The organism is Streptomyces sp. NPDC059906 (assembly GCF_042730645.1).
Lineage (GTDB): Bacteria > Actinomycetota > Actinomycetes > Streptomycetales > Streptomycetaceae > Streptomyces > Streptomyces rubrogriseus.
In genome coordinates this window covers 336708-362273 of sequence record NZ_JBHWKU010000001.1, presented here as the reverse complement: position 1 = coordinate 362273, position 25566 = coordinate 336708, and the positions used below count along the sequence as shown (strand labels likewise).

At 67.8% G+C, this 25566-nt stretch carries 36 protein-coding genes; 9 read left to right on the top strand and 27 right to left on the bottom strand.

Going from position 1 to position 25566, the window contains the following annotated elements; translation table 11 throughout:
• Positions 1 to 27: 27 nt before the first annotated feature.
• From rplR to rpsJ, 18 genes are all read right to left on the bottom strand, one after another.
• Positions 28 to 411: a 50S ribosomal protein L18 gene (gene rplR, locus ACFV9J_RS01805; protein ID WP_271319849.1), complete on the bottom strand. Its 384-nt coding sequence runs from the start codon at positions 409 to 411 to the stop codon at positions 28 to 30.
• A gap of 3 nt (positions 412 to 414) precedes the next feature.
• The gene (rplF, locus tag ACFV9J_RS01800) at positions 415 to 954 is read right to left on the bottom strand and encodes a 50S ribosomal protein L6 (RefSeq protein ID WP_194276370.1); all 540 of its coding nucleotides are present in this window, start codon (positions 952 to 954) and stop codon (positions 415 to 417) included.
• Positions 955 to 978: 24 nt separating this feature from the next.
• Positions 979 to 1377 carry a 30S ribosomal protein S8 gene (gene rpsH, locus ACFV9J_RS01795; protein ID WP_031041548.1) on the bottom strand — a complete coding sequence of 133 codons (399 nt, stop codon included), beginning with the start codon at positions 1375 to 1377 and terminating at the stop codon, positions 979 to 981.
• A gap of 210 nt (positions 1378 to 1587) precedes the next feature.
• A complete protein-coding gene (locus ACFV9J_RS01790; RefSeq protein ID WP_003948630.1) occupies positions 1588 to 1773 on the bottom strand; it encodes a type Z 30S ribosomal protein S14 in 186 nt (61 codons plus the stop codon).
• A gap of 5 nt (positions 1774 to 1778) precedes the next feature.
• A complete protein-coding gene (gene rplE / locus ACFV9J_RS01785) occupies positions 1779 to 2336 on the bottom strand; it encodes a 50S ribosomal protein L5 (protein ID WP_003974255.1) in 558 nt (185 codons plus the stop codon).
• Entirely contained in the window at positions 2336 to 2659 is a 324-nt protein-coding gene (rplX, locus tag ACFV9J_RS01780; protein WP_003974256.1) for a 50S ribosomal protein L24, read from the bottom strand. The genes rplE and rplX overlap by 1 nt, the downstream gene beginning before the upstream one ends.
• 2 nt (positions 2660 to 2661) lie before the next feature.
• Positions 2662 to 3030 carry a 50S ribosomal protein L14 gene (gene rplN, locus ACFV9J_RS01775; protein ID WP_003974257.1) on the bottom strand — a complete coding sequence of 123 codons (369 nt, stop codon included), beginning with the start codon at positions 3028 to 3030 and terminating at the stop codon, positions 2662 to 2664.
• Positions 3031 to 3137: 107 nt separating this feature from the next.
• Entirely contained in the window at positions 3138 to 3425 is a 288-nt protein-coding gene (gene rpsQ / locus ACFV9J_RS01770) for a 30S ribosomal protein S17 (RefSeq protein WP_217167010.1), read from the bottom strand.
• Positions 3425 to 3649, bottom strand: coding sequence for a 50S ribosomal protein L29 (gene rpmC / locus ACFV9J_RS01765; RefSeq protein ID WP_003974259.1), 225 nt, complete (start codon positions 3647 to 3649; stop codon positions 3425 to 3427). The genes rpsQ and rpmC overlap by 1 nt, the downstream gene beginning before the upstream one ends.
• A complete protein-coding gene (gene rplP / locus ACFV9J_RS01760; protein ID WP_004927269.1) occupies positions 3649 to 4068 on the bottom strand; it encodes a 50S ribosomal protein L16 in 420 nt (139 codons plus the stop codon). Before rplP ends, rpmC begins: the two co-directional genes overlap by 1 nt.
• Before the next feature lie 5 nt (positions 4069 to 4073).
• Positions 4074 to 4916: a 30S ribosomal protein S3 gene (rpsC, locus tag ACFV9J_RS01755; RefSeq protein WP_385348283.1), complete on the bottom strand. Its 843-nt coding sequence runs from the start codon at positions 4914 to 4916 to the stop codon at positions 4074 to 4076.
• Positions 4916 to 5263, bottom strand: a complete 348-nt coding sequence (gene rplV / locus ACFV9J_RS01750) for a 50S ribosomal protein L22 (RefSeq protein WP_030619142.1) — start codon at positions 5261 to 5263, stop codon at positions 4916 to 4918. Before rplV ends, rpsC begins: the two co-directional genes overlap by 1 nt.
• Positions 5264 to 5307: 44 nt before the next feature.
• Positions 5308 to 5589: a 30S ribosomal protein S19 gene (gene rpsS / locus ACFV9J_RS01745; protein ID WP_030619138.1), complete on the bottom strand. Its 282-nt coding sequence runs from the start codon at positions 5587 to 5589 to the stop codon at positions 5308 to 5310.
• Between the two features lie 12 nt (positions 5590 to 5601).
• Entirely contained in the window at positions 5602 to 6438 is an 837-nt protein-coding gene (gene rplB / locus ACFV9J_RS01740; RefSeq protein WP_217167008.1) for a 50S ribosomal protein L2, read from the bottom strand.
• A gap of 40 nt (positions 6439 to 6478) precedes the next feature.
• Positions 6479 to 6898 (bottom strand): 50S ribosomal protein L23, encoded by a 420-nt coding sequence (rplW, locus tag ACFV9J_RS01735; RefSeq protein ID WP_328562190.1) that lies wholly within the window; start codon positions 6896 to 6898, stop codon positions 6479 to 6481.
• Positions 6898 to 7557, bottom strand: coding sequence for a 50S ribosomal protein L4 (gene rplD, locus ACFV9J_RS01730; RefSeq protein WP_385348279.1), 660 nt, complete (start codon positions 7555 to 7557; stop codon positions 6898 to 6900). The genes rplW and rplD overlap by 1 nt, the downstream gene beginning before the upstream one ends.
• 7 nt (positions 7558 to 7564) lie before the next feature.
• A complete protein-coding gene (gene rplC, locus ACFV9J_RS01725; RefSeq protein WP_217167006.1) occupies positions 7565 to 8209 on the bottom strand; it encodes a 50S ribosomal protein L3 in 645 nt (214 codons plus the stop codon).
• 17 nt (positions 8210 to 8226) lie between these two features.
• Positions 8227 to 8535, bottom strand: a complete 309-nt coding sequence (gene rpsJ / locus ACFV9J_RS01720) for a 30S ribosomal protein S10 (RefSeq protein WP_014054162.1) — start codon at positions 8533 to 8535, stop codon at positions 8227 to 8229.
• A gap of 646 nt (positions 8536 to 9181) precedes the next feature.
• Here rpsJ and ACFV9J_RS01715 point away from each other — a divergent pair.
• On the top strand, positions 9182 to 10726 hold the full coding sequence (locus ACFV9J_RS01715; RefSeq protein WP_385348275.1) for an FMN-binding glutamate synthase family protein: 1545 nt from the start codon (positions 9182 to 9184) through the stop codon (positions 10724 to 10726).
• Between the two features lie 100 nt (positions 10727 to 10826).
• Here the strand turns inward: ACFV9J_RS01715 and ACFV9J_RS01710 are convergent, their stop codons facing one another.
• The gene (locus ACFV9J_RS01710; RefSeq protein ID WP_385348272.1) at positions 10827 to 11015 is read right to left on the bottom strand and encodes a DUF397 domain-containing protein; all 189 of its coding nucleotides are present in this window, start codon (positions 11013 to 11015) and stop codon (positions 10827 to 10829) included.
• Positions 11012 to 11857 (bottom strand): Scr1 family TA system antitoxin-like transcriptional regulator, encoded by an 846-nt coding sequence (locus tag ACFV9J_RS01705; protein ID WP_385348269.1) that lies wholly within the window; start codon positions 11855 to 11857, stop codon positions 11012 to 11014. Before ACFV9J_RS01705 ends, ACFV9J_RS01710 begins: the two co-directional genes overlap by 4 nt.
• A 145-nt stretch (positions 11858 to 12002) precedes the next feature.
• Between ACFV9J_RS01705 and ACFV9J_RS01700 the strand changes: the two genes are divergently transcribed.
• The 6 genes from ACFV9J_RS01700 (at position 12003) to ACFV9J_RS01675 (ending at position 18421) form a co-directional block, all read left to right on the top strand.
• Positions 12003 to 12476, top strand: coding sequence for an ATP-binding protein (locus ACFV9J_RS01700; RefSeq protein ID WP_385348266.1), 474 nt, complete (start codon positions 12003 to 12005; stop codon positions 12474 to 12476).
• A 473-nt stretch (positions 12477 to 12949) separates the two neighbouring features.
• The gene (locus ACFV9J_RS01695; protein ID WP_385348263.1) at positions 12950 to 13225 is read left to right on the top strand and encodes a hypothetical protein; all 276 of its coding nucleotides are present in this window, start codon (positions 12950 to 12952) and stop codon (positions 13223 to 13225) included.
• A 135-nt stretch (positions 13226 to 13360) separates the two neighbouring features.
• Positions 13361 to 15166 carry an alpha/beta hydrolase gene (locus ACFV9J_RS01690; RefSeq protein WP_385348260.1) on the top strand — a complete coding sequence of 602 codons (1806 nt, stop codon included), beginning with the start codon at positions 13361 to 13363 and terminating at the stop codon, positions 15164 to 15166.
• Between the two features lie 8 nt (positions 15167 to 15174).
• Positions 15175 to 15705, top strand: coding sequence for a hypothetical protein (locus ACFV9J_RS01685; protein WP_385348257.1), 531 nt, complete (start codon positions 15175 to 15177; stop codon positions 15703 to 15705).
• 161 nt (positions 15706 to 15866) lie between these two features.
• Positions 15867 to 17783 carry a hypothetical protein gene (locus ACFV9J_RS01680; RefSeq protein WP_385348255.1) on the top strand — a complete coding sequence of 639 codons (1917 nt, stop codon included), beginning with the start codon at positions 15867 to 15869 and terminating at the stop codon, positions 17781 to 17783.
• 44 nt (positions 17784 to 17827) lie between these two features.
• On the top strand, positions 17828 to 18421 hold the full coding sequence (locus ACFV9J_RS01675; RefSeq protein ID WP_385348252.1) for a hypothetical protein: 594 nt from the start codon (positions 17828 to 17830) through the stop codon (positions 18419 to 18421).
• Positions 18422 to 18605: 184 nt separating this feature from the next.
• Here ACFV9J_RS01675 and ACFV9J_RS01670 read toward each other — a convergent pair whose 3' ends face one another.
• The 5 genes from ACFV9J_RS01670 to ACFV9J_RS01650 all read right to left on the bottom strand — a co-directional run bounded on the left by ACFV9J_RS01670 (position 18606) and on the right by ACFV9J_RS01650 (position 22826).
• Positions 18606 to 19784, bottom strand: a complete 1179-nt coding sequence (locus ACFV9J_RS01670; RefSeq protein ID WP_385348249.1) for an acyltransferase family protein — start codon at positions 19782 to 19784, stop codon at positions 18606 to 18608.
• Between the two features lie 132 nt (positions 19785 to 19916).
• Positions 19917 to 20249 (bottom strand): cupin domain-containing protein, encoded by a 333-nt coding sequence (locus ACFV9J_RS01665; protein ID WP_385348245.1) that lies wholly within the window; start codon positions 20247 to 20249, stop codon positions 19917 to 19919.
• A 78-nt stretch (positions 20250 to 20327) separates the two neighbouring features.
• Entirely contained in the window at positions 20328 to 21686 is a 1359-nt protein-coding gene (gene gdhA / locus ACFV9J_RS01660; protein WP_385348242.1) for an NADP-specific glutamate dehydrogenase, read from the bottom strand.
• 157 nt (positions 21687 to 21843) lie between these two features.
• The gene (locus ACFV9J_RS01655; RefSeq protein WP_385348240.1) at positions 21844 to 22053 is read right to left on the bottom strand and encodes a 4-oxalocrotonate tautomerase family protein; all 210 of its coding nucleotides are present in this window, start codon (positions 22051 to 22053) and stop codon (positions 21844 to 21846) included.
• Positions 22053 to 22826, bottom strand: a complete 774-nt coding sequence (locus tag ACFV9J_RS01650) for an SDR family oxidoreductase (RefSeq protein ID WP_385348237.1) — start codon at positions 22824 to 22826, stop codon at positions 22053 to 22055. Before ACFV9J_RS01650 ends, ACFV9J_RS01655 begins: the two co-directional genes overlap by 1 nt.
• A 95-nt stretch (positions 22827 to 22921) precedes the next feature.
• Between ACFV9J_RS01650 and ACFV9J_RS01645 the strand changes: the two genes are divergently transcribed.
• Complete coding sequence (locus tag ACFV9J_RS01645; RefSeq protein ID WP_385348868.1) at positions 22922 to 23815, top strand: helix-turn-helix transcriptional regulator; 894 nt, start codon at positions 22922 to 22924, stop codon at positions 23813 to 23815.
• Here the strand turns inward: ACFV9J_RS01645 and ACFV9J_RS01640 are convergent.
• A complete protein-coding gene (locus ACFV9J_RS01640) occupies positions 23766 to 23957 on the bottom strand; it encodes a DUF397 domain-containing protein (protein WP_385348234.1) in 192 nt (63 codons plus the stop codon). The two genes, ACFV9J_RS01645 and ACFV9J_RS01640, sit on opposite strands and share 50 nt — an antisense overlap.
• Positions 23954 to 24802 carry a helix-turn-helix domain-containing protein gene (locus ACFV9J_RS01635; RefSeq protein ID WP_385348232.1) on the bottom strand — a complete coding sequence of 283 codons (849 nt, stop codon included), beginning with the start codon at positions 24800 to 24802 and terminating at the stop codon, positions 23954 to 23956. The genes ACFV9J_RS01640 and ACFV9J_RS01635 overlap by 4 nt, the downstream gene beginning before the upstream one ends.
• Before the next feature lie 112 nt (positions 24803 to 24914).
• On the opposite strand from ACFV9J_RS01635, the gene ACFV9J_RS01630 reads away from it, so the two are divergent.
• Positions 24915 to 25349, top strand: a complete 435-nt coding sequence (locus ACFV9J_RS01630) for an ATP-binding protein (protein WP_385348229.1) — start codon at positions 24915 to 24917, stop codon at positions 25347 to 25349.
• The last annotated feature ends 217 nt before the right edge of the window (positions 25350 to 25566 follow it).

Sequence of the window (25566 nt, the reverse complement as noted above, 5' to 3'; positions counted from 1 at the left end):
GCATAAGCCGCTGCCGCGACGGGCGGCTCAGAACTTCAGTCCGGCTTCGCGGGCCGCGTCCGCCAGGGCGGCGATGCGCCCGGCGTACTGGTTGCCACCACGGTCGAACACAACGGCCTCGACACCGGCGGCCTTGGCGCGCTCGGCGACCAGGGCGCCGACCTGCTGGGCCTGCGCGGACTTGTCGGCCTCGCCACCGCGGATCGAGGTGTCCAGGGTGGACGCCGACGCCAGGGTGTGACCCTTGATGTCGTCGATCACCTGGGCCACGATGTGGCGGTTCGAACGGGTAACGACCAGACGGGGACGCTCCGCCGTACCCGAGAGATTCTTGCGAATCCGGATGTGGCGGCGCTTGATCGCGGCGCGCTTGTAGGCGTCGCCCTTGAGGATCTTCTGTCCGTATGCCATGGCTTACTTACCCGCCTTTCCGACCTTGCGGCGGATGACTTCGCCCTCGTACTTGACGCCCTTGGCCTTGTACGGGTCGGGCTTGCGCAGCTTGCGGATGTTGGCCGCAACCTCGCCGACCTTCTGCTTGTCGATGCCCTCGACCGAGAAGTGGGTCGGGTTCTCCACCTTGAAGGTGATGCCCTCGGGGGCCTCGACCAGGATCGGGTGGCTGTAGCCGAGGGAGAACTCCAGGTTCGAACCCTTGGCGAGCACGCGGTAACCGACACCGCTGATCTCGAGCTTCTTCACGTAACCCTGGGTCACGCCGGTGATCATGTTCGCCACCAGCGTGCGGGACAGGCCGTGCAGGGCCTTGCTCTGACGCTCGTCGTTGGGGCGGGTGACGTTCAGCACGCCGTCCTCACCCTTGGCGATGTCGATCGGCGCCACGACGGTGTGGGTCAGCGAGCCCTTGGGGCCCTTGACCGCGACCGTACGGCCGTCGATGGTGACGTCCACGCCGGCGGGAACCGCGATGGGGAGCTTGCCGATGCGCGACATAGCTGTTTCCTCCGTTCCCTTCCGTTACCAGACGTAGGCGAGGACTTCTCCGCCTACGCCCTTCTTGCCGGCCTGCTGTCCAGTGAGGAGCCCGTGGGACGTGGAGATGATCGCCACGCCGAGGCCACCCAGCACCTTGGGCAGGTTGGTGGACTTCGCGTACACCCGGAGACCGGGCTTGGAGATCCGCTTGATGCCCGCGATGGAGCGCTCACGGTTCGGGCCGAACTTCAGCTCGAGGACGAGGTTCTTGCCGACCTCGGCGTCCTCGGTCTTCCAGCCGGTGATGAAGCCCTCCTGCTGGAGGATCTCCGCGATGTGAGACTTGATCTTGGACGCCGGCATCGTCACGGAGTCGTGGTACGCCGAGTTCGCGTTCCGCAGACGCGTAAGCATGTCTGCGATCGGATCAGTCATGGTCATGAATTGGCCTTCGGCCTCTCTCGCCGTGGTTTCCTGGTGCGCCATCCCTCTCCCCGATCCGAGACGGGACGGGTGCGGCGCGGTGGACCTACGGCGTAGTAAGTCGATTGGGGCGACAGACGCCCAACCCCGCAAGCCTAAGGCATGCGGAGCCGGGCCTCTGCCCACCCAGATACTTACCGAGAGTCTGAATAACCCGGAATTACCGGATTACCAGGAGCTCTTGGTCACGCCCGGCAGCTCGCCGCGGTGAGCCATCTCACGAAGGCACACGCGGCACAGGCCGAACTTGCGGTAGACGGAGTGCGGACGGCCGCAGCGCTGGCAGCGCGTGTAGCCGCGGACACCGAACTTGGGCTTGCGAGCAGCCTTGGCAATCAGAGCCTTCTTCGCCATCTCGCTCACGCCTCCTTGAAGGGGAAGCCGAGGTGACGGAGGAGCGCGCGGCCCTCGGCGTCGTTGGTCGCCGTGGTCACCACGGTGATGTCCATACCCCGGGTGCGGTCGATCTTGTCCTGGTCGATCTCGTGGAACATGACCTGCTCCGTGAGACCGAAGGTGTAGTTGCCACGGCCGTCGAACTGCTTGGGGGACAGACCGCGGAAGTCGCGGATGCGCGGCAGCGCGAGCGACAGGGTGCGGTCCAGGAACTCCCACATGCGGTCGCCACGGAGCGTGACGTGGGCACCGATCGGCTGACCCTCACGCAGCTTGAACTGCGCGATGGACTTGCGGGCCTTGGTGACGGCCGGCTTCTGACCGGTGATGGTGGTCAGGTCGCGGATCGCGCCCTCGATCAGCTTCGAGTCACGGGCGGCGTCGCCGACACCCATGTTGACCACGATCTTCACGAGGCCGGGGATCTGCATGACGTTCTCGTAGGAGAACTCCTCACGCAGCTTGCCCGCGATCTCCTCGCGGTACTTCGTCTTGAGACGCGGAGTGGTGGTGGTAGCCATCAGATGTCCTCACCCGTCCGCTTGGCAACGCGAACCTTGTTGCCCTCGTCGTCGAAGCGGTAACCGACGCGCGTGACGACCTTGTTGCCGTCCTTCTCCACGACCAGCTGGACGTTGGAGACGTGGATCGGGGCCTCGGTGGTCACGATGCCGCCGGCCTGCGAACCGCGAGCGGTCGGCCCGGCCTTGGTGTGCTTCTTGACCCGGTTGACACCCTCGACCAGGACGCGGTCCTCGCGGGGGAAGGCCGCGATGACCTTGCCCTGCTTGCCCTTGTCCTTACCGGTGATGACCTGGACCAGGTCGCCCTTCTTGATCTTCATGCTCACAGCACCTCCGGCGCGAGGGAGATGATCTTCATGAACTTCTTCTCGCGCAGCTCACGGCCCACCGGGCCGAAGATACGGGTGCCGCGAGGGTCGCCGTCGTTCTTCAGAATGACGGCGGCGTTCTCGTCGAAGCGGATGTACGAGCCGTCGGGACGGCGGCGCTCCTTGACGGTGCGAACGATGACCGCCTTGACGACGTCACCCTTCTTCACGTTGCCACCGGGGATCGCGTCCTTGACGGTGGCGACGATGACGTCACCGATACCCGCGTAGCGGCGGCCCGAGCCACCGAGCACACGGATGGTCAGGATTTCCTTCGCACCCGTGTTGTCGGCGACACGCAGCCGCGACTCCTGCTGGATCACGTCTATCTCCTGAATGTCTGCCGGTTCCCCGGGAGTCGGTCACCTCGGTGAACGACTCCCGGAGCCTGGCGGAACTGTCCTGCGAGGAATGCCCCGCAGGAGATTTCTTACTTGGCCTTCTCGAGGACCTCGACGACGCGCCAGCGCTTCGTCGCGGACAGCGGCCGGGTCTCCATGAGGAGGACGCGGTCGCCGACGCCCGCGGCGTTCTGCTCGTCGTGCGCCTTGAGCTTCTCGGTACGGCGGATGACCTTGCCGTACAGGGCGTGGGTCACGCGGTCCTCGACGGCGACGACGACGGTCTTGTCCATCTTGTCGCTGACGACCAGACCCTGGCGGGTCTTGCGGAAGCCGCGGGAGGCCTTCGTCTCTTCAGTCACGTTGCTCTCGCTCATCAGGCGCTCTCCACCGTCTCGATGCCCAGCTCGCGCTCACGCATCAGGGTGTAGATCCGGGCGATGTCCTTACGGACGGCCTTGAGCCGACCGTGGTTCTCGAGCTGGCCCGTCGCCGCCTGGAAGCGGAGGTTGAACAGCTCTTCCTTGGCCTCGCGGAGCTTCGCCAGAAGCTCCTCGTTGCCCAGCTCGCGCAGCTCGGACGCCTTGGTACCGGCCGACATCACGCTTCACCTGCCTCGCGCTTGACGATCCGGCACTTCATCGGCAGCTTGTGGGCCGCACGGGTCAGCGCCTCACGGGCGATCTTCTCGTTGGGGTAGGACAGCTCGAACATGACCCGGCCCGGGTGCACGTTCGCGATCCACCACTCGGGAGAACCCTTACCGGAACCCATGCGGGTCTCGGCCGGCTTCTTCGTGAGCGGGCGGTCCGGGTAGATGTTGATCCAGACCTTGCCGCCACGCTTGATGTGGCGGGTCATCGCGATACGGGCGGCCTCGATCTGGCGGTTGGTGACGTACGCCGGCGTGAGGGCCTGGATGCCGTACTCGCCGAACGCAACCGTCGTACCGCCCTTGGCCTGACCACGGCGCTTGGGGTGGTGCTGCTTGCGGTGCTTGACCCTGCGGGGGATCAGCATTTCGGTCAGGCCTCCGTTCCGCCGGTAGAAGAGGACGAGGCCTCGGCCGGAGCGGCAGCGGCGGGCGCCTCGGCCTTGGGGGCCTCGGCGGCCGGAGCCGACTGCTGCGGCTTGCGCCCACGACGCTCGCCACCGCGGCCACCGCGGGCCGGGCGGTCGGCGCCGCCACGGGCCGGGCGGTTGCCGGCACGGGCGGCGGCGTTCTCGGCGCGGACCTCGGCGATGTTCTTGACGTCGCCCTTGTAGATCCAGACCTTCACACCGATACGGCCGAAGGTCGTCTTGGCCTCGAAGAAGCCGTAGTCCACGTTCGCGCGGAGCGTGTGCAGGGGCACGCGGCCCTCGCGGTAGAACTCCGAGCGGGACATCTCGGCGCCACCGAGGCGGCCACCGCACTGGATCTTGATGCCCTTGGCGCCGGCCTTCATCGTGCCCTGCATGCTCTTGCGCATGGCACGGCGGAAGGAGACGCGGGAGGACAGCTGCTCGGCGACGGCCTGGGCGACCAGCTGAGCGTCGGTCTCGGGGTTCTTGACCTCGAGGATGTTCAGCTGGACCTGCTTGCCGGTGAGCTTCTCGAGCTGACCGCGGATCTTGTCGGCCTCCGCACCGCGGCGGCCGATGACGATGCCCGGACGAGCCGTGTGGATGTCCACGCGGACGCGGTCACGGGTGCGCTCGATCTCGACCTTGGAGATGCCGGCGCGCTCCATGCCGGACGTCAGCATCCGACGGATGGCGACGTCTTCCTTGACGTAGTCCTTGTACAGCTTGTCGGCGTACCAACGCGACTTGAAGTCGGTCGTGACACCGAGCCGGAACCCGTGCGGGTTTACCTTCTGGCCCATTACCGGGTTCCTTCCTTGCTGCTGACGACCACGGTGATGTGGCTGGTCCGCTTGCGGATCCGGTAGGCACGGCCCTGGGCGCGCGGCCGGAACCGCTTCAGGGTCGGACCCTCGTCGACGTACGCCTCGGAAATGACGAGGCTGTCGGCGTCGGTGTGGTCGTAGTTGTGCGCGGCGTTGGCGATGGCGCTGTCCAGCACCTTGCCGACCGGCACGCTCGCGGCCTGCGGGGCGAAACGCAGGACCGCCTGAGCCTCCGTGGCATCCATGCCACGGATGAGGTCCACCACGCGGCGGGCCTTCATGGGCGTGACGCGGATGTACCGCGCCTGGGCCCTGGCTTCCATGGTTGTCCCTTCAGTGTTTGTCATGATCATTCACACCCCGCTGACTAGCGGCGCTTCGACTTCCGGTCGTCCTTGACGTGACCCCGGAAGGTGCGCGTCGGCGAGAACTCGCCGAGCTTGTGGCCGACCATGGACTCGGTGACAAACACCGGGATGTGGGTCTTGCCGTTGTGCACCGCGATCGTGTGGCCGAGCATCGCCGGGACGATCATCGAGCGACGGGACCAGGTCTTGATGACGTTCTTGGAACCCGCTTCGTTCTGGACGTCCACCTTCTTGATCAGGTGGTCGTCGACGAAGGGTCCCTTCTTCAAGCTACGAGGCATCTCAACCCGTCCTTAGCGCTTCTTGTTCGTCTTGCGGCGGCGGACGATGTACTTGTTCGACGCCTTCTTGGGCGAACGAGTACGGCCTTCCTTCTTGCCCCACGGGGACACCGGGTGGCGACCACCCGAGGTACGGCCTTCGCCACCACCGTGCGGGTGGTCCACCGGGTTCATGACCACACCACGCACGGTCGGGCGAACGCCCAGCCAGCGCTTACGGCCCGCCTTGCCCCAGTTGATGTTGCTCTGCTCGGCGTTGCCGACCTCGCCGATCGTGGCGCGGCAGCGCTGGTCGACCAGGCGGATCTCTCCGGACGGCATGCGCAGGTGGGCCATCGAGCCCTCCTTCGCGAGCAGCTGCACGGAGGCACCGGCGGAGCGGGCGAACTTGGCGCCGCCACCGGGACGGAGCTCGATCGCGTGGATCGTGGTACCGACCGGGATGTTGCGGAGCGCCAGGTTGCTGCCCGGCTTGATGTCGGCCCCGGGACCGTTCTCGACGCGGTCGCCCTGCTGCAGGTTGCGCGGGGCGAGGATGTAGCGCTTCTCGCCGTCGGCGTAGTGCAGCAGCGCGATGCGCGCGGTGCGGTTGGGGTCGTACTCGATGTGCGCGACCTTCGCCGGCACGCCGTCCTTGTCGTGCCGACGGAAGTCGATGACACGGTAGGCGCGCTTGTGTCCGCCACCCTGGTGGCGAACGGTCACACGACCGGCGTTGTTACGGCCGCCCTTGCTGTGCAGGGGGCGGACCAGCGACTTCTCCGGCGTGGACCGCGTGACCTCGACGAAGTCGGCGACGCTGGAGCCGCGACGGCCCGGCGTAGTCGGCTTGTACTTGCGGATTCCCATTTCTCAGTCCTCGTCCGATTCCGGACGATCCGGACCCCCGTTAGGAGGTCGGACCGCCGAAGATGTCGATACGGTCGCCCTCGGCAAGGGTCACGATCGCGCGCTTGCTGTCGGCACGCTTGCCGAAGCCGGTGCGGGTCCGCTTGCGCTTGCCCTGGCGGTTGATCGTGTTGACCCCGGTGACCTTGACCGAGAAGACCGCCTGGACGGCCTCCTTGATCTGGGTTTTGTTGGAACCCGGGGCGACGACGAACGTGTACTTGTTGTCGTCGAGGAGCGCGTAGCTCTTCTCGGAGACGACCGGCTTCAGCAGCACGTCACGGGGGTCCGTGAACGACTTGCTGACCGGCGTGACGACGGTGTTCTTGCCCTCGGCCTCGTGGCGGCGCGCCTTGGCGACGCGCGCGGCCTTGGCGGCCTTGGCCGCCTTGGAGGCGATGCTCGGGTGACGCGTAGCCATCAGGCTTCGCTCCCTTCGGTGTCAGCGGCCTTGTGGGGGCCAGACACGAAGGACTCGAACGCGGCCTGGGTGAAGACCACGTCGTCCGAGACGAGAACGTCGTACGTGTTCAGCTGGCCCGGCTCCAGGATGTGGATCTGGGGCAGGTTGCGGGCGGACAGCCACGCGGCCTCGTCGGCGCGGTCGACGACCAGGAGCAGGTTCTTGCGCTCCGAGATCTTGCCGAACAGCGTCCGGGCGGCCTTCGTGGACGGGTTGTCGCCCTCGATGACGCCGGTGACGACGTGGATGCGGTCGTGGCGGGCCCGGTCGGTGAGGGCGTGGCGCAGGGCCGCGGCCTTCATCTTCTTCGGGGTCCGCTGCGAGTAGTCGCGCGGCTGCGGGCCGTGGACGACGCCACCGCCGGCGAACTGCGGCGCACGGGTCGAACCCTGACGGGCGCGGCCGGTGCCCTTCTGGCGGTACGGCTTCTTGCCGCCACCACGGACCTCGCCGCGACGCTTGGTCTTGTGCGTGCCCTGGCGGGCAGCGGCGTTCTGCGCGACGACGACCTGGTGGATCAGCGGGATGCTGATCTTCTCCACGCCGAAGATCTCCGCGGGGAGCTCGACGCTTCCGGTCTTCTCGCCGGCAGGCGAAAGGATGTCAACAGTGCTCATCGGTACCTCAGGCCCCCTTGGCCGCGGTGCGGACCAGGACGAGGCCGCCGTTCGGACCGGGAACCGCGCCCTTGATGAGCAGCAGACCCTTCTCCGCGTCAACGGCGTGGACGGTCAGGTTCTGGGTGGTGACCCGCTCGTTGCCCATGCGGCCCGCCATGCGGAGGCCCTTGAACACACGGCCCGGGGTGGCGCAGCCACCGATGGAGCCCGGCGAGCGGTGCTTGCGCTGGGTGCCGTGACCGGCGCCGAGGCCCTTGAAGTTGTGACGCTTCATGACACCGGCGAAGCCCTTGCCCTTGCTCTTGCCGGTGACGTCGACCTTCACGCCGGACTCGAAGACCTCGGCGGTGACTTCCTGACCGAGCGTGTACTCGGCGGCGTCGCCCGTGCGGATCTCGACGAGGTGGCGGCGGGGGGTGACGTCGGCCTTGGAGAAGTGGCCCTTGAGGGGCTTGTTCACCTTGCGCGGGTCGATCTCGCCGAACGCGATCTGGACGGACTCGTAGCCGTCGACGTCGTTCGTACGGACCTGGGTGACGACGTTGGGGCCGGCCTTGACGACGGTGACCGGAACAACACGGTTGTTCTCGTCCCACACCTGCGTCATGCCGAGCTTCTCGCCCAGGATGCCCTTGATCTGCTTGTTCATCTTCAGATCACCGGCCCTCAGAGCTTGATCTCGATGTCGACACCGGCCGGGAGGTCGAGTCGCATCAGAGAGTCAACGGTCTTGGGCGTCGGGTCGAGGATGTCGATCAGGCGCTTGTGCGTGCGCATCTCGAAGTGCTCGCGCGCGTCCTTGTACTTGTGCGGCGACTTGATGACGCAGTACACGTTCTTCTCAGTGGGCAGCGGCACCGGGCCCGCGACCGACGCACCAGTGCGGGTCACCGTCTCGACGATCTTCTTCGCCGAGGAGTCGATGACCTCGTGGTCGTAGGCCTTGAGCCGGATGCGGATCTTCTGTCCCGCCATGGCTACTCAGTAGTCCTGTCTCTCGTAACGCTCTGGACCCGGTGGTCCTTGTCCATTCCGCTCCCCCTCCGACCCACGCGGTCGGGCGTGTCGCACTCTCACTGACACAGATGTCCCTCTTCGGGACTTCCCTGCCTGGGAGTGCGGGCCCTTCCGGAACCGCGGGCCGGGGGCGAGAGGCCCACCGGGTGCCTGGTCTGCACCCCGCTGACGCTTCCCGGAAGATTCCCGTACGTCCGCCCCTACACCTCGCGATGTAATGCGTGGGACGACGAGTACTGTGGGACTCGCTTCCGGTCCTCCCGGCGGGAGGCGCGCAGCATCGGCACTCGACCGAGCAACCCCGCTAGTCTGCCATACGGGGCGCGGGGCTGGCCAATCGGGCGGAAGAGCGTACCCCGGGCCCCGCGGAGATCAAACCCGCACGCCGGTCCCGGCCTCAACCCCGGACCCCCACCCGGACCCAAGCCCTGCTGACCTGCCCGGTCCGCACGCACCCCGATGCCCACTCCTATATTGGCTGTCGCGTTCCCCGACGGACCCGACGCCTTCTCCCGGCCGTGCCCGTCGCCAGAATCCCGACACGACACGACGACGTCCGCCCGCCCGCCCGTGGTGGAGTCGATCATCGAGAAGTGGAGCATTCATGCGCGCCCGGAACATCGTCCTGGCCACCGCGACCGCACTGGCGGCGGTGGCGGCCCGCGACCTCGTCCAGAAGAAGCACGCACTGCTCCGGAACTTCCCGGTGGTCGGGCACGCGCGGTACCTGCTGGAGACGATAGGCCCGGAGCTGCGGCAGTACATCGTGACCTCCAACGACGAGGAGCGTCCGTTCAGCCGTGATCAGCGGAGCTGGATCTACGCGTCGTCGAAGGCGGAGAACAACTACTTCGGGTTCGGCACCGACAACGACGTCGAACACATGCAGGGGCACGCGTACCTGAAGCAGCGCACGTTCGCCGACATGCTGCCCGACCTGCACGACCCGCAGGCCCCACTGCCCTCGGCCAAGGTGCTGGGCGGCCCACGCGGGCGCGCCAAGGCGTTCCGGCCCGCGAGCGTGGTGAACATCTCGGCGATGAGTTTCGGCTCGCTCTCCGGCGCGGCGGTCACCGCGCTCAACGAAGGGGCGGCGCTGGCGGGCACGCTGCAGAACACGGGAGAGGGCGGCATCTCGCCGTACCACCGCAACGGCGGTGACCTCATTCTTCAGCTCGGTACGGCGTACTTCGGCTGCCGCGACGAGGACGGCGCCTTCAACCTCGACAAGCTGAAGGACGTGGTCGCCGGCGCCCCGGTCAAGGCGATAGAGATCAAGCTCTCCCAGGGCGCCAAGCCGGGCCTTGGCGGGATGCTGCCGGGCGAGAAGGTGACCCCGGAGATCGCCGAGATCCGCGGCATCCCGGTCGGCGAGGACTGCGCCTCCCCGTCCCGGCACACCGCCTTCGGCGACGTCGACTCGATGCTCGACTTCGTCGAACTGCTCGCCACCGAGACCGGTCTGCCGGTCGGGATCAAGAGCGCGGTGGGCGAGATGGGCTTCTGGCAGGAGCTGGCCACGCTGATGGCGCGTGGTGACCGTGGCGTCGACTTCGTGACCATCGACGGCGGCGAGGGCGGCACCGGGGCAGCGCCGCTGACCTTCTCCGACTCCGTGTCGCTGCCCTTCCGGATGGGCTTCTCCCGGGTCTACGGCACCTTCGCCGAGCTGGGACTGACCGACGAGCTGACCTTCATCGGCTCCGGCAAGCTCGGCCTGCCCGAGAACGCCGCGGTCGCCTTCGCTCTGGGTGCCGACATGATCAACGTGGCCCGCGAGGCGATGCTGTCGATCGGCTGCATCCAAGCGCAGAAGTGCCACACCGACAAGTGCCCCACCGGCATCGCCACGCAGAACAAGCGGCTGGCCCGCGGCATCGACCCGGCCTCGAAGGCCGTCCGGACCGCCGCCTACCTCACCACCCTGCGCAAGGAGCTGATGAAGCTCTCGGCGGCCGTCGGCGTCGCCCACCCGGCACTCATCACGGCCACCGACGTCGAGATCATGAACGGCGACTACGACGCCCGCTCCCTGCTCGGCGTCTACGGCTACAAGGACGGCTGGGGCGAGCTGGGCCCGCACCTCGCCGAGGAGATCACCGCACTGCTCGCCGCCGCGCCGGCCTCCGTACAGCCGCCGCTCGCCTGACGCGCCGCTGCGCGGCCGACGGGAGAGGATCCCAACGACTGGTCCGACGCGGAACACCCATGCGAGGCTCCGGCTTCGCGTGGGTGGCGACCGTCGGGGGTCAGCTCTGTGACGCGTAGGCCACGAAGTCCGCCCATGCCTCCGGCGTGAGCGCGAGTCGCGGGCCGGACGCGTTCTTGGAGTCCCGGACGTGGACGGTGGTGGGGGTGGGGGCGACTTCGATGCAGTCGCCGGGTTCGTTGCTGCTGCTGTAGCTGCTCTTGAACCAGTGGAGTTCGGCGGTGCTCATAGTCTCCCCAGTGCTTGCTCGATGAAGGCCTGCGACTCCCTCGGAGTGAGGGCCTGCGCCCGGATCATGCCATAGCGCAGTTCAAGGATCCGGAGGTCTTTGGGGTCCGAGACCGGGCGGCCGTTGAACGCGCCGTCGGAACGTCCGATCGCCGTGCCGTCGGCGAACTTCAGCACCTCGACCAGGCCCGCCGCCCCGGCGTGCTCCTCACGGTCGGTCGGCATGACCTGGAACGTGACGTTCCTCAACTTCGATACCTCCAAGAGGTGTTCGAGTTGCCGACGCAGCACCATCTTCCCACCGTAGGGGCGTTCAAGCGTCACCTGTTCCTGGACGAAGCTGAGCGTCGGGGCGTGGTCGCGGTCGAAGACGGCCTTTCGAGCCATGCGCGCTGCGGCTTCCCGCTCCACGACATCTTCTGCGAGCGCGGGCTGCCTCATGTCGTACATCGCTCGCGCATACTCCAGGGTCTGCAAGAGGCCGTGGATGTTGTGGTTGCTGTACAGCAGCATCTCCACCGCCCGCCCTTCCAGGTCTGCCAGCTCCCGGATCTTCTTCGGGTAGCGGGCCTTCCTCATGTCCTCCATGAAGGCGCTCAGATGCCCCTGCGCCTTCAGGAGCTGGTCCGCCCGGTCCAGGTACTCGGGCCGGGGGATGCGGGCCCCGCGTTCGATCTTGCGGACCATGTCCTCGCCGTATCCGAGGGACTCCGCCAGCTCGGACACACTCACCCCGGCCGACTCCCGGCAGACCCTGAGCAGTCGGCCCACCGCCTGCACCACCGGCTCGACCTCGTCGCCCGGCTCGACGTCCCAGCCCGCCTCGTCGACACCCTTGTCCACGGCTCCTCCTCCGGCGCGTACGCGTACTCGTACTCGTGACAACGCCCGGGACAGCCGAGACAGCCGAGACAAAAGCCGGGACAGTGACGGTACGTACAGGCGTTGTCGCTCATCCACGGAAGCAGGTTCCGCCACGCTGAGTGACGTGAACCAGGAAATCAGTGAGCCTTCGCACCGCCTCACCGGCCTCGTCCGCAACTTCGGCCTCCAGTTGTCACCGACACCTCGCGGCGCCCGTCTCGCCCGGCTGCTGGCAACCGAGCAACTGCGCCTGTGGGGGCTTCCGACGCACCCGGCGGAACTCGTCGTCGCGGAGCTGGCCGCCAACGCCGCCACGCATGGCCGGGTCTCCGGCCGGGACTTCCGGCTGCTGATGTACGTCGTCGGCGACACCCTCCGCATCGAGGTCACCGACACGCGCGGTGACCGGATGCCGTGCCCGCGGCAGGCCGCCACCGACGACGCCGAGTCCGAGTCCGGCCGCGGCCTGCTGCTCGTGGAAGCCCTCGCCGACCGCTGGGGAGTCGTCCCCGGCCCGCCTCCGCGCAAGACCATCTGGGCCGAGGTGGGGACCGACCCCGCCGAATCACCGCCCCTCGCCCCGCACCCGCCCCGGTGACCGGCGCGAGGCGTCGGAATCCCCGGGCCCGCCGATCCCCAGCCACCCTTGGCGTGCACCTGGTGTGCGCCGACGCCCGCCTCGCGGACCTCCCGGACGGAGCATGTCCGTCGCAGGCATCGCCGACGAGTTATTCGCGCCTTCAACGCAGGAGCCAGACGAGCTGCCCCGGCTCCTCGAACGAACCGCGCTCACATACCAAGCCCGTCCGACCGCGTGATGAACGCGTACTGACCGCCGCTTGAGCGCGAGAAGGACACCAGCCCGTACCCACCACTTCCCGTTCCTGTCGTGGTCGAACGTGCGGTTTGTCCGAGCGGTGGCCGGATCTGGTCTGAGTACGCGTACTCAGCCGTCATGGTGGCCGATACCGATGCTGCCGCTGGTGACGGGTCGATACCTTCTGTTTCGATCACCGTTCTCGGTGGTCGTGCGTGCTACCAACTCAACGGCGAAGGGCAGGGGGGCCACGCATGGCGTGGGAGGAGTGGGAACAGCTCAAGGCCGCGGCGGCCGAGCGGCAGGGCACACACATGGAACTGAACCAGCTGGCGGCGAATCGGTCCGGCAGCAAGAGTGAGCTCATTTCCAACAAGGCGGCCTGGACAAAGCTCGGTACGGACGTCGGCTCCCTGCGTGAGGACATCGGCAAGGCGACGACGAAGCCCAGGACGGCCAAACAGGCCTCGGCAGCGGCGCCGGCTGCCTCACGGCTGCCGCTCAGAAGGAGATTCACGGGTCCTGGGTGACCTATGTGGAACGCGTCAGCGGACGCTGCGAAAAGTTCTCGGGCCTGCTAGGCCGAGATCGCCAGGCTCGGGGTGACGTACGCGGACACGCCGACTGTCGGCGGCCAGGACGACAAGGGGCGGTAACCACACGTCATGGACCTCGCGACCCTCAAGGCTCTCAAGCCCACCGAGTACTCCGAAGCGGCCGACGGGTACCGCAGCACCTCCGACATGGCGAGCGCGGCCAAGGACCGCATCGACACTCAGATCGCGGTGGCCTTGAGAAGCCATCTGAAGGGAAAGGCCGCCACGGCAGCGGGCACGCAGCTGGGAGAACTGAGCCAGAACTTCCACTACGTCCAAGTACAGTGCAGCCTCGTCAGCACCGCCCTCGAAGCGTTCTCCTACGAGACGGAAGCGGCCAAGCGGAAACTCGACACGGCCCTGGCGAACGCCAAGGCGGCGAACCTCACCGTGAACTCCGACGGGTCGGTCACCTACCCGCCCGGCGGCCAGAAGGGCGAGGACGGCAAAACCCCCGAGGGCGGCACGGTCGGCGGCCTGACCGACGATACAGCCTCCGCCATCGGCAGGCAGGCCGCCAACTTCGACCCCAACCCCCACCACCGCCTCGCCCAGGACTGCGCCGACCTGATCGCCACCGCCCTCAAGGAAGCCACGGAAGCCGACGACAAATGGGCACCGAAGCTGCGCGCGCTCAAAGCGGACGACGACCTCACCGTCTCCAGCGGGGACTGGGTCGATGTAAAGGAAGACACCGCTGGTGTCCTCAAGGGAGCGGGCGACTACCTGGGCTCGTTCGGGGAACCGCCCAAGCAGGCGACGCCCGAGGAGAATGCCAACTGGTGGCATGGACTCACCGAAGATCAGCGAGCTGCCTATATCTCTGTGCATCCCGAGTCGATCGGGTCGATGGACGGGCTTCCTGCTCCCGTGCGCGACGAGGCGAATCGGACCGTATTGGCCGAGGCCCGTGGCGTCGCGCAGACCAAGCTGGATTCCTGGATGGCGAAGGAGCCCGTACCAGCCTACGTCGAGCGTGAGGTCATCAACGCCCAGACCGGTGAGCGATGGACGGCAAGGGTTCCCACCGAGGAATGGCGTGAGTGGGAGAAGCAGCGAAAAGAACTGCAAGGCCCCCTCGATGGCATGGACGCGATCCAGGACCGATTCGACGCGACCGGCACGAGAGGCTTGCCTGAGGCTTACCTCCTAGGATTCAGCGCCGAGGAGGACGGCCGCGCGATCGTCGCCAACGGAAACCCCGACACTGCGGATCACACAGCAGTCTACGTTCCGGGTACGGAGTCAGACCTGGGAAGTATCGGAGGGAACGTCGACCGGATGGTGAACGTCTGGCGCGCCGCTCACAAGGAAGCTGACGGGGGATCGATTTCTACGATTACCTGGCTCGGCTACGACGCACCGGACAGCGTCGTCAGTGACGCCCCGTTTGAGCACTACGCATATGACGGGGCGCCGGCCCTCCGTGGCTTCATGGATGGTCTTGACGCATCGCGGTCCGTCGATTCACCGTCGCACACCACCGTGATCGCCCACTCCTACGGGACAACTCTTGTCGGGGCGGCGGCCGAGACTGGGCGCCTCAACGCCGATGAAGTGATCTTCGCGGGGAGCCCAGGCGTCAAAGTGTCCAACGCCCATGACATGGACGTCCCCGCAGGGCATGTGTGGAACCAAGAGGCCGAGGGTGACGTGGTTCCGGACATCGGCCGCTGGGGTCACGGCGGGGACAACTTCATCATTCCCAGCGACCCGGAATTCGGCGCGAACCAGATGACCACGGACACCGAAGGGCACAGCGACTACTGGGACCCCGATACCGAGAGCCTACACAATCAAGCCCTGGTTGTCGCCGGAAAGGGCGACAATGCGGCCTTGCAACCGCCGCCCCACCCATGGGCGCACGTCAAGTAGGAGCTGGCATGAAAGCCCGAGCAAACGCCTTTACGCTTGCCCTGTCAGTTGCCCTCACTACCCTCACCGGATGCAGCATGACTGAAAACGACTCCCCCGACATTCCAACCGCTGGCACGAGCACCTCAAGTGACGCCGCTGATGCGGTGGAGATGGTTTCCAGTGGAATCTACGATCTGATCGGCGTACAAGGGGAGGCATCCGACGATCAATCAACGGTCATGAACTGCTCAGGCAAAGACAGGGAAACGTATTTCAGAATTCTTCACCCTTGGAACTTTTACCCTGCGACAGCGAGCAACCTCCAAACGGCGATGGACAAGCTGAAATCAGAACTACCGAAACATGGATGGAAGATTACCGAATACGGACCAGATACCAGTAGAAACAAAAATGTCAAAATGACCGCCGACAATGACGAAAAGAAGGTCAGTGTCAGCGTGATCGAAATGGCGAAGAATGATCCACCGAAACTGAGCTTGGACGTTGTGTCCGGCTGTTACAGGATCCCGGATGGTCAGGAGATCGAACGTTTCTGAGAGACACGCCCTCGCCTGGATTCGCTGAGGGTTCTTCCAACCTTGCGCTGTCGCGTGATGAAGGACAAGAACAGCCTTCGCCACGTCTCACGGTGGCGTGAGCAATAGTACGGGTACGAAAGAAGACGTCGGCGCCTTGGTAGGCAGTGGAAGGGGATGCAGTGAGGATCCCGCGGTCGGCACTGTTCGGAGCGAGCGCCCTGTTGGTCCTGACCGCCGGATGCTCGGGCGAGTCGCTGCGCGAGCAGCACCCCGTCCAGTGGCAGGCCTGCGGCGACCACGACGTCTGCGCCCCCACCGGAACGGCGAAGGAGACCGCCGGCCCCGGCACCGGGGCGAGTGGTGGTCGCCGGGTTCTCGATGACGCGCACACGGAGCTGGCCTCGCTTGAGAAGCAGGTCAGAACGGCCGTGGGGGTGGACGCCGTGAGGCTCGGGGTCCGAGTGGAGGACCTCGGCAAGGGAAGGGTGCGCTGCTTCTTCGTGCACGTCCGGGGGGACAGCGACAGGCGCACGCAGGAGCAACTCGACGCCCGGCAGGAGCTGGAGGGCCGGATCAACCGGCTGCTGGCCCACACCTCCGAGATCGACGCCTCGGTGGCGCGTGCGCTGCGCAACGCCGGGCACCGCTTGTACGCCTCGCTCGACGAGGCCCAGTCGGAACGCGCCGCCGAACTCGTTGGGCTGGGTACGGAGCTGACCGACAAGCAGTTCGCGGAGTTGAACTCCATCATGCGGTTCAACGCCCGGGACGCGGACTTCTCCACGGCCTTCTACCAGGCCATCGGCGGTCCCCGGGAGGCCCTGGAGTTCTACGGCCGGGTGTCCCTCGACGGCACCGCCGGAAACGACAAGGCGCGGCTCGCCCTCACCCGGCAGCTCCAACGGAACATGGGCCTGGCCCTGGCCTCCGCCACCGACCCCGACAACGAGCCACATCTGTCGTCCAGTTGGGGAAGTGACTTCCGCCGGCTCGGCACCCGGCACATCGCCGTCGACCCGCGCTTCCGCAGCAACCCGTACGGCTACCAGGTCCTCGGCGGAATCCTGCGGTACGGCGACTACGACGCGCGGTTCATCAACCCGATCGCCGGGCACGTCGTGCGGCTCCACCACGAGGAACCCGCCCGGTTCATGGACGGGAAACCGGTCGGCGGCCTCGACCTCGACCGGGGTTTCAACCCGTCGGGTCAGTCGGGGGCCGGCTACGATCCGCTGACCAGTGTGTTGCAGGGGCTCGGGCACAGCCCCGACGCGGCGAAGCCGTTCTTCTCCGACGAGAACGCCACCCTTGGCCACGGGCACTTCGACGAGCTGACGGACCCCGACTTCGAGTGGCCCGCAGACAGCCTCGTCCACCCCGCCAGCGACGAGGCCGACCATGCCCGCGACGCGGGACCGGACGCCCTGGGCCACGCGCTGGAGGCCGCGGTCACGGGCAGCGCCTGGGACGCCGACTCGCCGGCGGCTCCGCGCCGGGACGGGCAGACGCCCGGCATCATGCAGCGGGTCGTCGACCGGTACAACGCCGCCCGTGCGGACGGCCCCCCGGACCCGCTCAAGGACAGCCTGGCCAGGATGGGGGCCGCCTACATCGACGACCTCAACCACTCGTTCAGCAACCGCCGTTTCACTTCTCCCCGAAGGGCGTTCAAGGGATCCTCGGTCAGGGACTTCATGATGCTGGTGGCCGGTGAGGAAGACGGATACAGGGCGCTGGCCGCCGCCCAGCAGTCGTACGTGACCAGCGGTCTCGCGGCCCGCGAGAAGGACGGCCAGGAGCGCGCGATCCGGTTCGTCGAGAACGCGGCGAAAGTACACGGAATCCTCGTCGAGTCGAGGTCTCACGGCATCCGCGAGGAGTTCAGGAACGCCGAGGACGGCGAACCGGGTGAGGCACTCCTGGCGGTGCAGGACCTGGAGCGGGCCGGAGAGCGGGCGACCACCCAACCCTTCCTGCGGTACGCGCAGACCATGGGTATGAGCATCCCCGAACAGCGCGACGTCATCAACGAGATCGAAATCAACTACCGCAGCGGCAAGGCCATCATCTCGGACAACGAGAAGGTGGCCCAGTGAGGTTCAGACGGTTCAGGCGGCCAGCCCTGTGCGGAGCGGGCGCGATGCTGGTCCTGACCGCCGGATGCTCGGGCGAGTCCCTGCGCGAGCAGTACCCCGTCCAGTGGCAGACCTGCGAAGACCTGTTCGGCGTCGAGAACATGAAGAAAATCGGTGACATGTTCGGAGACGACCCGAATATCACCAACGCCCCGATCACTGTCGAGGAGGTGGCGGACGGACTGAAACGCGAGGCAAGCGAACGCTACGACCCGGTACGCGGGTTCGACGACTACGACGTCTGTCATTTCGTCGGCCGGGGCGTCTTCTGGCCATCGACCGGCTGGGCGAATGCCTCACTCAAGGAGGTGAGCGATCCCTCCGGACGCTGGCATCCGGTCGGTCCCGACGCCTTCGTCCAAGGCGGCATCTACGGACACGGAGGCACCACCGCCGTGTTCCCCTGCAAAGTCGCGGGCGCCGCCAAGGACCGACAGGCACAAATACTCCTGGAAGTCTCGTTGAACGATGTGGGTCACCCGGCCACGGACGAGTTCGAGGCGCAGCTGGTCGCCAAGCTCGCGCAGTCGGTGCGGGACGCCGTGGGGTGCGTGAACCGTCCGGAGATCCCCGAGGGCCTGTCACCGACGAAGGCGTGAGACCCGGGAGCAGGGGCGATGTCGGCGGAGGTCACACGCTCCGCGAGACCGTCCCGAGTCCGAGTCCGGCCGTGGACTGCTGCTCGTGGCCGCCTTCGCCGACCGCTGGGGAGTCGTCCCCGGCCCGTCTTCGCGCGTGACCGTCTGGGGCGAGGTGGGGACCGGACGGGCCGGATGACGGCTCTCAGGCCCGGCGGTCGGCGTTCCGCACCCGGGCGAAGGACGTGTTCAGGCCCTGCTTCAGCAAGCGGGACAGTGGGCGTTCCACGAAGCGGTGGATCAGGTAGCTCAGGAGCAGGAAGCCCGTGACGAGCAGGGCGATCAGCAGGCGGGCGTCCATCGTGTCGTGGAGGCGGGCGATGAGGGCCGTGCCGGCCGCGTAGTGGACCAGGTAGAGGGGGTAGGTCATGGCGCCCGCCGTGACGAGCCACTTCCAGCGGATCCGGTCGGTGTACCCGAGCGCCACGGCGACCATGAAGAGCAGGAACACCGTGAAGATCGCCACGCTGCCGCGCCAGCCGGAGACGCGTTCGACCTCCTCGATGCGGTGGCCCAGCTCCAGCTGGCCCATCAGCCACGCCATGGCGAGGATGCCCCACAGGAGCAGGTCCTGGCCGAAGCGGTGCATGAGGTAGAGGGCGAGGCCCGCGATGAAGTACCAGGCGCCGTCCGGGTTGGCGACCAGTTCGAGCAGCGGCAGGCGGGCGACCGGCGCGAGCATCGCGACCGCGCCCCACACGCAGCAGAAGACCACGACCCTGCGGTACGTCAGTCCCATGGCGACGACGACCAGGAAGAGCAGGTAGAAGCGCAGCTCGGACCAGAGGGTCCAGTAGACGCCGTCGACGTTGGGCACGCCGGAGCCGGACTGGAGCATGGTCAGGTTGAGCAGGACCTCGCGCAGCCGGAGGCGCTCCCACACGCCGGGTACGGCGATCAGTACGGCCGTGGTGAACAGGACCGCGAACCAGTACGCCGGGTAGAGCCGGATCACCCGGGAGACGAAGAACTGGCGCGGGGTGCGGCCCCAGCACGACATGCAGATCACGAAGCCGCTGATGACGAAGAAGATCTCGACGCCTATCCAGCCGTAGGAGGCGAAGCGGAACACCGTGGGCATGATCTCGGAGACCGGGCGGTCCCAGATCAGGTTGCCGGGGCGGTCGGCGCGCCAGGTCCCGGCGTAGTGGTGCGCGGCCACCATCAGCGCGGCCAGCAGGCGGATGCCGTCGATGACGTACAGCCGGCCGCCCGCCCGCCGGTGGCCCGCGGGCTTCGGGTCCGGCGGGGCGACGACGAGCGGGGGGAGCGGCTGTCTCAGCCGGACCTCCGCCCGCTCGGGCACCGATGTTCCGTTGTCCACTGCACGCACCATTCGAACAGAAAAGAACAGTGCGCACGCGAACGGTAGGGGGTTCGGCAAGCCGCCGCCCGGACTCCGCGGGCTGTTCCCGGGCTGTTCGCCTCCGGTTCAGCCGGCGCCCAAGGGCGCCGGTCAGCCGGCCTTGGCCACCGTCAGCAGGACCGCCGAGTCCTCCAGCGCCTCCAGGCTGTGGCGGGCCGGGGGAATCAGGATGAGGTCACCGGTGCGGCCGTCCCAGGAGGTGTCGCCGCTGGTGAGGCGGACCCGGCCGCGCAGGACCTGGACGGTCGCCTCGCCGGGGTTCTCGTGCTCGGCGAGGGTGGTGCCGGTGGTCAGGGCGAGGAGGGTCTGCCGCAGGACCAGCTCGTGGCCGCCGTGGACCGTGGTGGCGCTGCGGCCGTTGGAGGAGGCGGCGGCGCGTTCGAGGTGCTCGCGGGCGAGGGCGTCGAGGGAGAGTTTCCGCATGGGCGCAAGTCTCGCCGGGTGCCCCGGACGGCCGACAGGGCCATACGGGGCACACCTACGTCGTCGCGCGTACGTCCCTCAGATGACGCCCTGGGCCAGCATCGCGTCGGCCACGCGCTCGAAGCCGGCGATGTTCGCGCCGGTGACGTAGTCGCCGGGGGCGTCGTAGCGCTCGGCGGTCTCGTGGCAGGTGGTGTGGATGCTGGTCATGATGTCCGCCAGCTCCTCCTCGACCCGCGCCGCCGGCCACGACGTACGGGCGTGGTTCTGCGCCATCTCCAGGGCGCTGACCGCGACGCCGCCCGCGTTGGCCGCCTTGCCGGGGCCGAAGGCGACGCCCGCCTGCTGGAGCAGGTGGACGGCCTCGGGGGTGGTCGGCATGTTCGCGCCCTCGGAGACCGCCTTCACGCCGTTGCGGATCAGGGCCTCGGCGTCGGCCTCGTTCAGTTCGTTCTGCGTGGCCGACGGGAGGGCCAGGTCCGCCGGGACCTCCCAGACGCTGCCGCCCGGCACGAAGCGGGCCGAGGCGCCCCGGCGCTCGGCGTACGCGTCGACGCGGCCGCGCTCGACCTCCTTGATCTGCTTCAGCAGTTCGAGGTCGATGCCCTTCTCGTCGACGACGTAGCCGGAGGAGTCCGAGCAGGTGACGGCGTTGGCGCCGAGGGCGGTCAGCTTCTCGATGGTGTAGATCGCCACGTTGCCGGAGCCGGAGACGACCGCGGTCTGGCCCTCCAGGTCCTCGCCGCGCTCACGCAGCATCGCCGCCGCGAACAGCACGTTGCCGTAGCCGGTCGCCTCCGGGCGGATCAGCGAGCCGCCCCAGCCCTGGCCCTTGCCGGTGAGGACGCCGGACTCCCAGCGGTTGGTGATCCGGCGGTACTGGCCGAAGAGGTAGCCGATCTCCCGGCCGCCGACGCCGATGTCCCCCGCCGGGACGTCCGTGTGCTCGCCGATGTGCCGGTACAGCTCCGTCATGAAGGACTGGCAGAACCGCATGACCTCCGCGTCGCTGCGCCCGTGCGGGTCGAAGTCGCTGCCGCCCTTGCCGCCGCCGATGCCGAGGCCGGTCAGCGCGTTCTTGAAGATCTGCTCGAAGCCCAGGAACTTGATGACGCCCAGGTTGACGGACGGGTGGAAGCGCAGACCGCCCTTGTACGGGCCCAGCGCGCTGTTGAACTCAACGCGGAAGCCCCGGTTGACGCGGACGCGGCCCTGGTCGTCCTGCCACGGCACCCGGAACATCACCTGGCGCTCCGGCTCGACCAGCCGCTCGATGAGGCCCGGCTCGGCGTACTCGGGGCGGGCCGCGACGACCGGGGCGAGCGTTTCCAGGACCTCGTGCGCGGCCTGGTGGAACTCGGGCTGGGCCGGGTTGCGGTGCTCGATCTCGGTGAGCAGGTGGTCGAGGGTGGACTGCGTCTCGCTTCGCGTCGTCACAGGGGCCCTTTCTGGCACGGCGGGCACCGGTCGCATGCAGCGACCGGTGGAGGGCGCTCGGCGCCGTTGCCGCGCGCGGGACACTTAAGTGTTACGCGCATGTAAACCCCATGGCCAGCACCCGATCACTGGATGAGACGAAGACCTCCCAGTGCCCCTACCCCTCCCCGTTCAGCATCGCGGCGGTGAGGACGTTGCCCGCGACGCCCCAGCCTCCGTCCGGGACCTCGTCGACCAGGATGACGGTGGTCGGACGGGCGCGCTCCCCGTAGATCTCCGCGTAGAGGTCGGTGGTGCGTTCGACGATCTTCTTCTTGTCCTCCGCCGAGAGCGTGCCAGCGGGGACCTTGAAGTGGGCGAAGGGCATCAGACCAGCCCTCCGTTGGCGCGCAGGATCTGGCCGTTCACCCAGTGTCCGGCGGGACTGCCCAGGAAGGCGACCACGGCCGCGATGTCGTCCGGGGTGCCCAGCCGCTCCAGCGGCGGCGTCTTCGCGAGCCGGTCCACCTGCTCGGGCGTCTTGCCGTCCAGGAACAGATCGGTGGCCGTCGGGCCCGGCGCGACCGTGTTCACGGTGACGTCCCGTCCGCGCAGCTCCCGCGCCAGGATCATGGTCATGGCCTCCACGGCGCCCTTGCTGGCCGTGTACGCGCCGTACGTGGGGAACTGGGCGCCCACCACGGAGGTCGAGAAGCCGATGAAGGCGCCCCCGGCCCGCAGTCGCCGCGCCGCCTGCTGGGCGACGACGAAGGTGCCGCGGATGTTGGTGCGGTGCATGGCGTCCAGCGCCGCCAGGTCCAGGTCGGCGATGGGCGAGAGGGTCATCCGCCCGGCCGAGTTCACGACGACGTCCACGCCGCCGAACTCGTCCTCCGCCCGGTCGAACAGCGCGGCGACCTCCTTCTCCTCCGCCACGTCGGCCTGTACGGCGACGGCCCGTCCACCGGCCCCGGTGATCGCCGCCACCGTCTCGTCGGCGGCCGAGGCGTCGTGGGCGTAGTTCACGACGACGGCCATGCCGTCCTCGGCGAGCTTCTGGGAGACCGCCCGGCCGATGCCGCGCGATCCGCCGGTGACGATCGCCACCCGGGCGACCGCCGCCGTGTTCTGGTTCGTGTTCGTGTCGGTACTAGTGGTCATGCGTCCACGATGCGCCCGGTCCGACGGCGCAGCCAGGGGATGCCATCCCCTGGGTCGGCGGCCCGGCCCGGCACAGAATGGACCGCATGAGCGCTGTGAAGTACGCCGAACTGGGAGCGTTCCTGCGGTCGCGGCGCGAGCGCATCCGCCCCGCCGACGTCGGACTCCCGGCGGGACCGCGCCGCCGGGTGCCGGGGCTGCGCCGCGAGGAGGTCGCCCACCTCGCGGGGGCGTCCGTGGACTACTACAACGAGCTGGAGCGCGGCGCCGGATCCCAGCCGTCCGAGCAGATGCTCGCCGCGCTGGCCCGGGCGCTGCGGCTGTCCGGCGACGAGCGCGACTACCTGTACCGGATCGCCGACCGGCCGGTGCCCGTGCAGGGCGGGGCCGCGTCCCACGTCCACCCCGGCATGCTGGACCTGCTGGACCGGATGACCTCGACCCCGGCGCAGGTGATCACCGACCTGCACGTCACCCTCGTACAGAATCCGCTGGCCGTGGCGCTGCTCGGGGACCAGTCCGGATTCCGGGGGCCCAGGGCCAGTCTCGTCCACCGGTGGTTCACCGAACCCGACGCGCGGCGCCTGTATCCGGAGGACGATCACGAGGGCAAGTCCCGTTCCTTCGTCGCCGACCTGCGGGCCGCCGCGGGACGCAGGGACGCGAACGACGCGGAGGTCGGCTCGATGATCCGCACGCTGCTCCGCGTCTCCCCCGAGTTCGCCGCGCTGTGGGCCGACCACGATGTGGCCTTCCGACGCCGGGAGGACCGCAAACGCCTCGTCCATCCCACGCTGGGCCCGATCGAGGTCAACTGCCTCCACCTCTTCAGCGAGGACGGCCGCCAGCGGCTCCTGTGGTTCACCCCGGCCGTGGGGACCGAGAGCGCGGGTCTGCTGGAGCTGCTGTCGGTCGTCGGCACGCAGGAGGTCAGCGAGGTCAGCGCTGCGACGCGTACGGCAGGAAGCTCGCCCAGGCGGCAGGGGTGAGGGTGAGGCGGGGGCCGTTGGTGTGCTTGGAGTCCCGGACATGGATGGTGGCGGGAGTGAGGGCCAGTTCGACGCAGGAGTTGCCGTCCGTACCGCTGCTGTAGCTGCTCTTGAACCACACCAGTTCGGTCTCGCGGATCATGTTTCTCCCAGCAGTTTTTCGATGAAGGCAAGCGACGCTCTCGGTGGGAGAGCCTGCGCCCGGATGGTGCCATACCGCAGCTCAAGGATGCGCAGATCCCTGGGCTCAGCGGTCGGCCGACCGTTGAACGCACCGTCGCTACGCCCCACTGCCGTGCCATCCGGGAACTTCAGCAGCTCGATCTTGCCGTCCACCCCCGGGTGGGCATCAGTGTTCGTCGGCATCACCTGAAGTGAGACGTGGTTCAACGAGCCCACCTCCACCAGACGTTCGAGCTGCTGCTGCCACACCATTGTGCCGCCAACAGGCCGTCGCAACGGCGCCTCTTCCAGGACGAAGTGGATCGACGGTGCCGGTTCGCGTTCGAAGACCGACTGCCGAGCCAAGCGGGCGGCCACCATGCGCTGTACGTCATCTGCGGAGTACGGCGGCTGGGCAGCCTCCATCAGGGCGCGGGCATGCTGCGGCGTCTGCAAGAGCCCATGGATGCTGTTGCACTCGTAGATGCCGATCTCAACCGCCGTGCCCTCCAACTTCCCCAGCTCCCGCACCTTCTTCGGGTACCGGACCTTCTTCACGTCCTCCCATGCCGCCGAGAGCAGCCCGCCCGCATCCAGCACCTCGTCGGCCCTGTCCAGATACTCCTGCCGGGGAATCCGCTTGCCGCCCTCGACCTTGTAGACGAGGTCCTCCCCGTACCCGACCGCCACCCCGAAGTCGCCGGCGCGCATCCCCGCCGCCTCCCGGCGGAGCTTCAACTGCCGTCCCACCGTGGTGATGACCGCGACGCCCCACTCGTCGTCGGGGTCGACCTCCCATCCCGACCCATCCCTCTCGACCGCCATCCTGTGCCCCTTCCCCGACAGCACCGACACCACTGGACAAGCGCCGGACAGTCACCGTACGTACCCACTGAGTCACTTCTCACGGTACGCACACACCGCCACGCTGAGTGACGTGAACCAGAAATCCACCACCGAACTCACCGCGTCCGTCCGCAATTTCAGCGTTCAGCTCTCTCCCACCCCGCGCGGCGCCCGTCTCGCCCGCCTGCTCGCGACCGAGCAGCTCCGCGCCTGGGGTCTGCCGCTGGACCCGGCACGCCTCCTCGTCGCCGAGCTGGCCAACAACGCGGCGGACCACGGACGCGTCCCCGGCCGCGATTTCCGGCTCACCCTGTACGTCGTCGGCGACATCCTCCGCGTCGAGGTCACCGACACGAGGGGCCAGGAACTCCCCGCCCCTCAAAAGCCGGCCTCCGACGCCGAATCCGGCCGGGGTCTGCTGCTGGTCGAGGCGTTGGCGCACCGCTGGGGAGTGACGGAGGGCCGCTTTCCGCGCAAGACGGTCTGGGCGGAACTGCGCTGTACGGCACCGGAACCCACGTTCTGAGGTTCCGGTGCCGTCGGTGCCCTACCAAGACAAGAAACCGGGGGAAATGACCCCTACCAAGCCCCACCCCTCCCGCCCGAGGCGCTTCATCACTCGGGTGGGTGAACATCACCGGTTGAGCTGGATTTCCGGGTCCCCAACTCCCCTACTCTCAGCGCAAGCAAGCACAACCGAAAAGACATCGGCCCCCGCTGGGACTGGCATCCCGGTGCGAGGG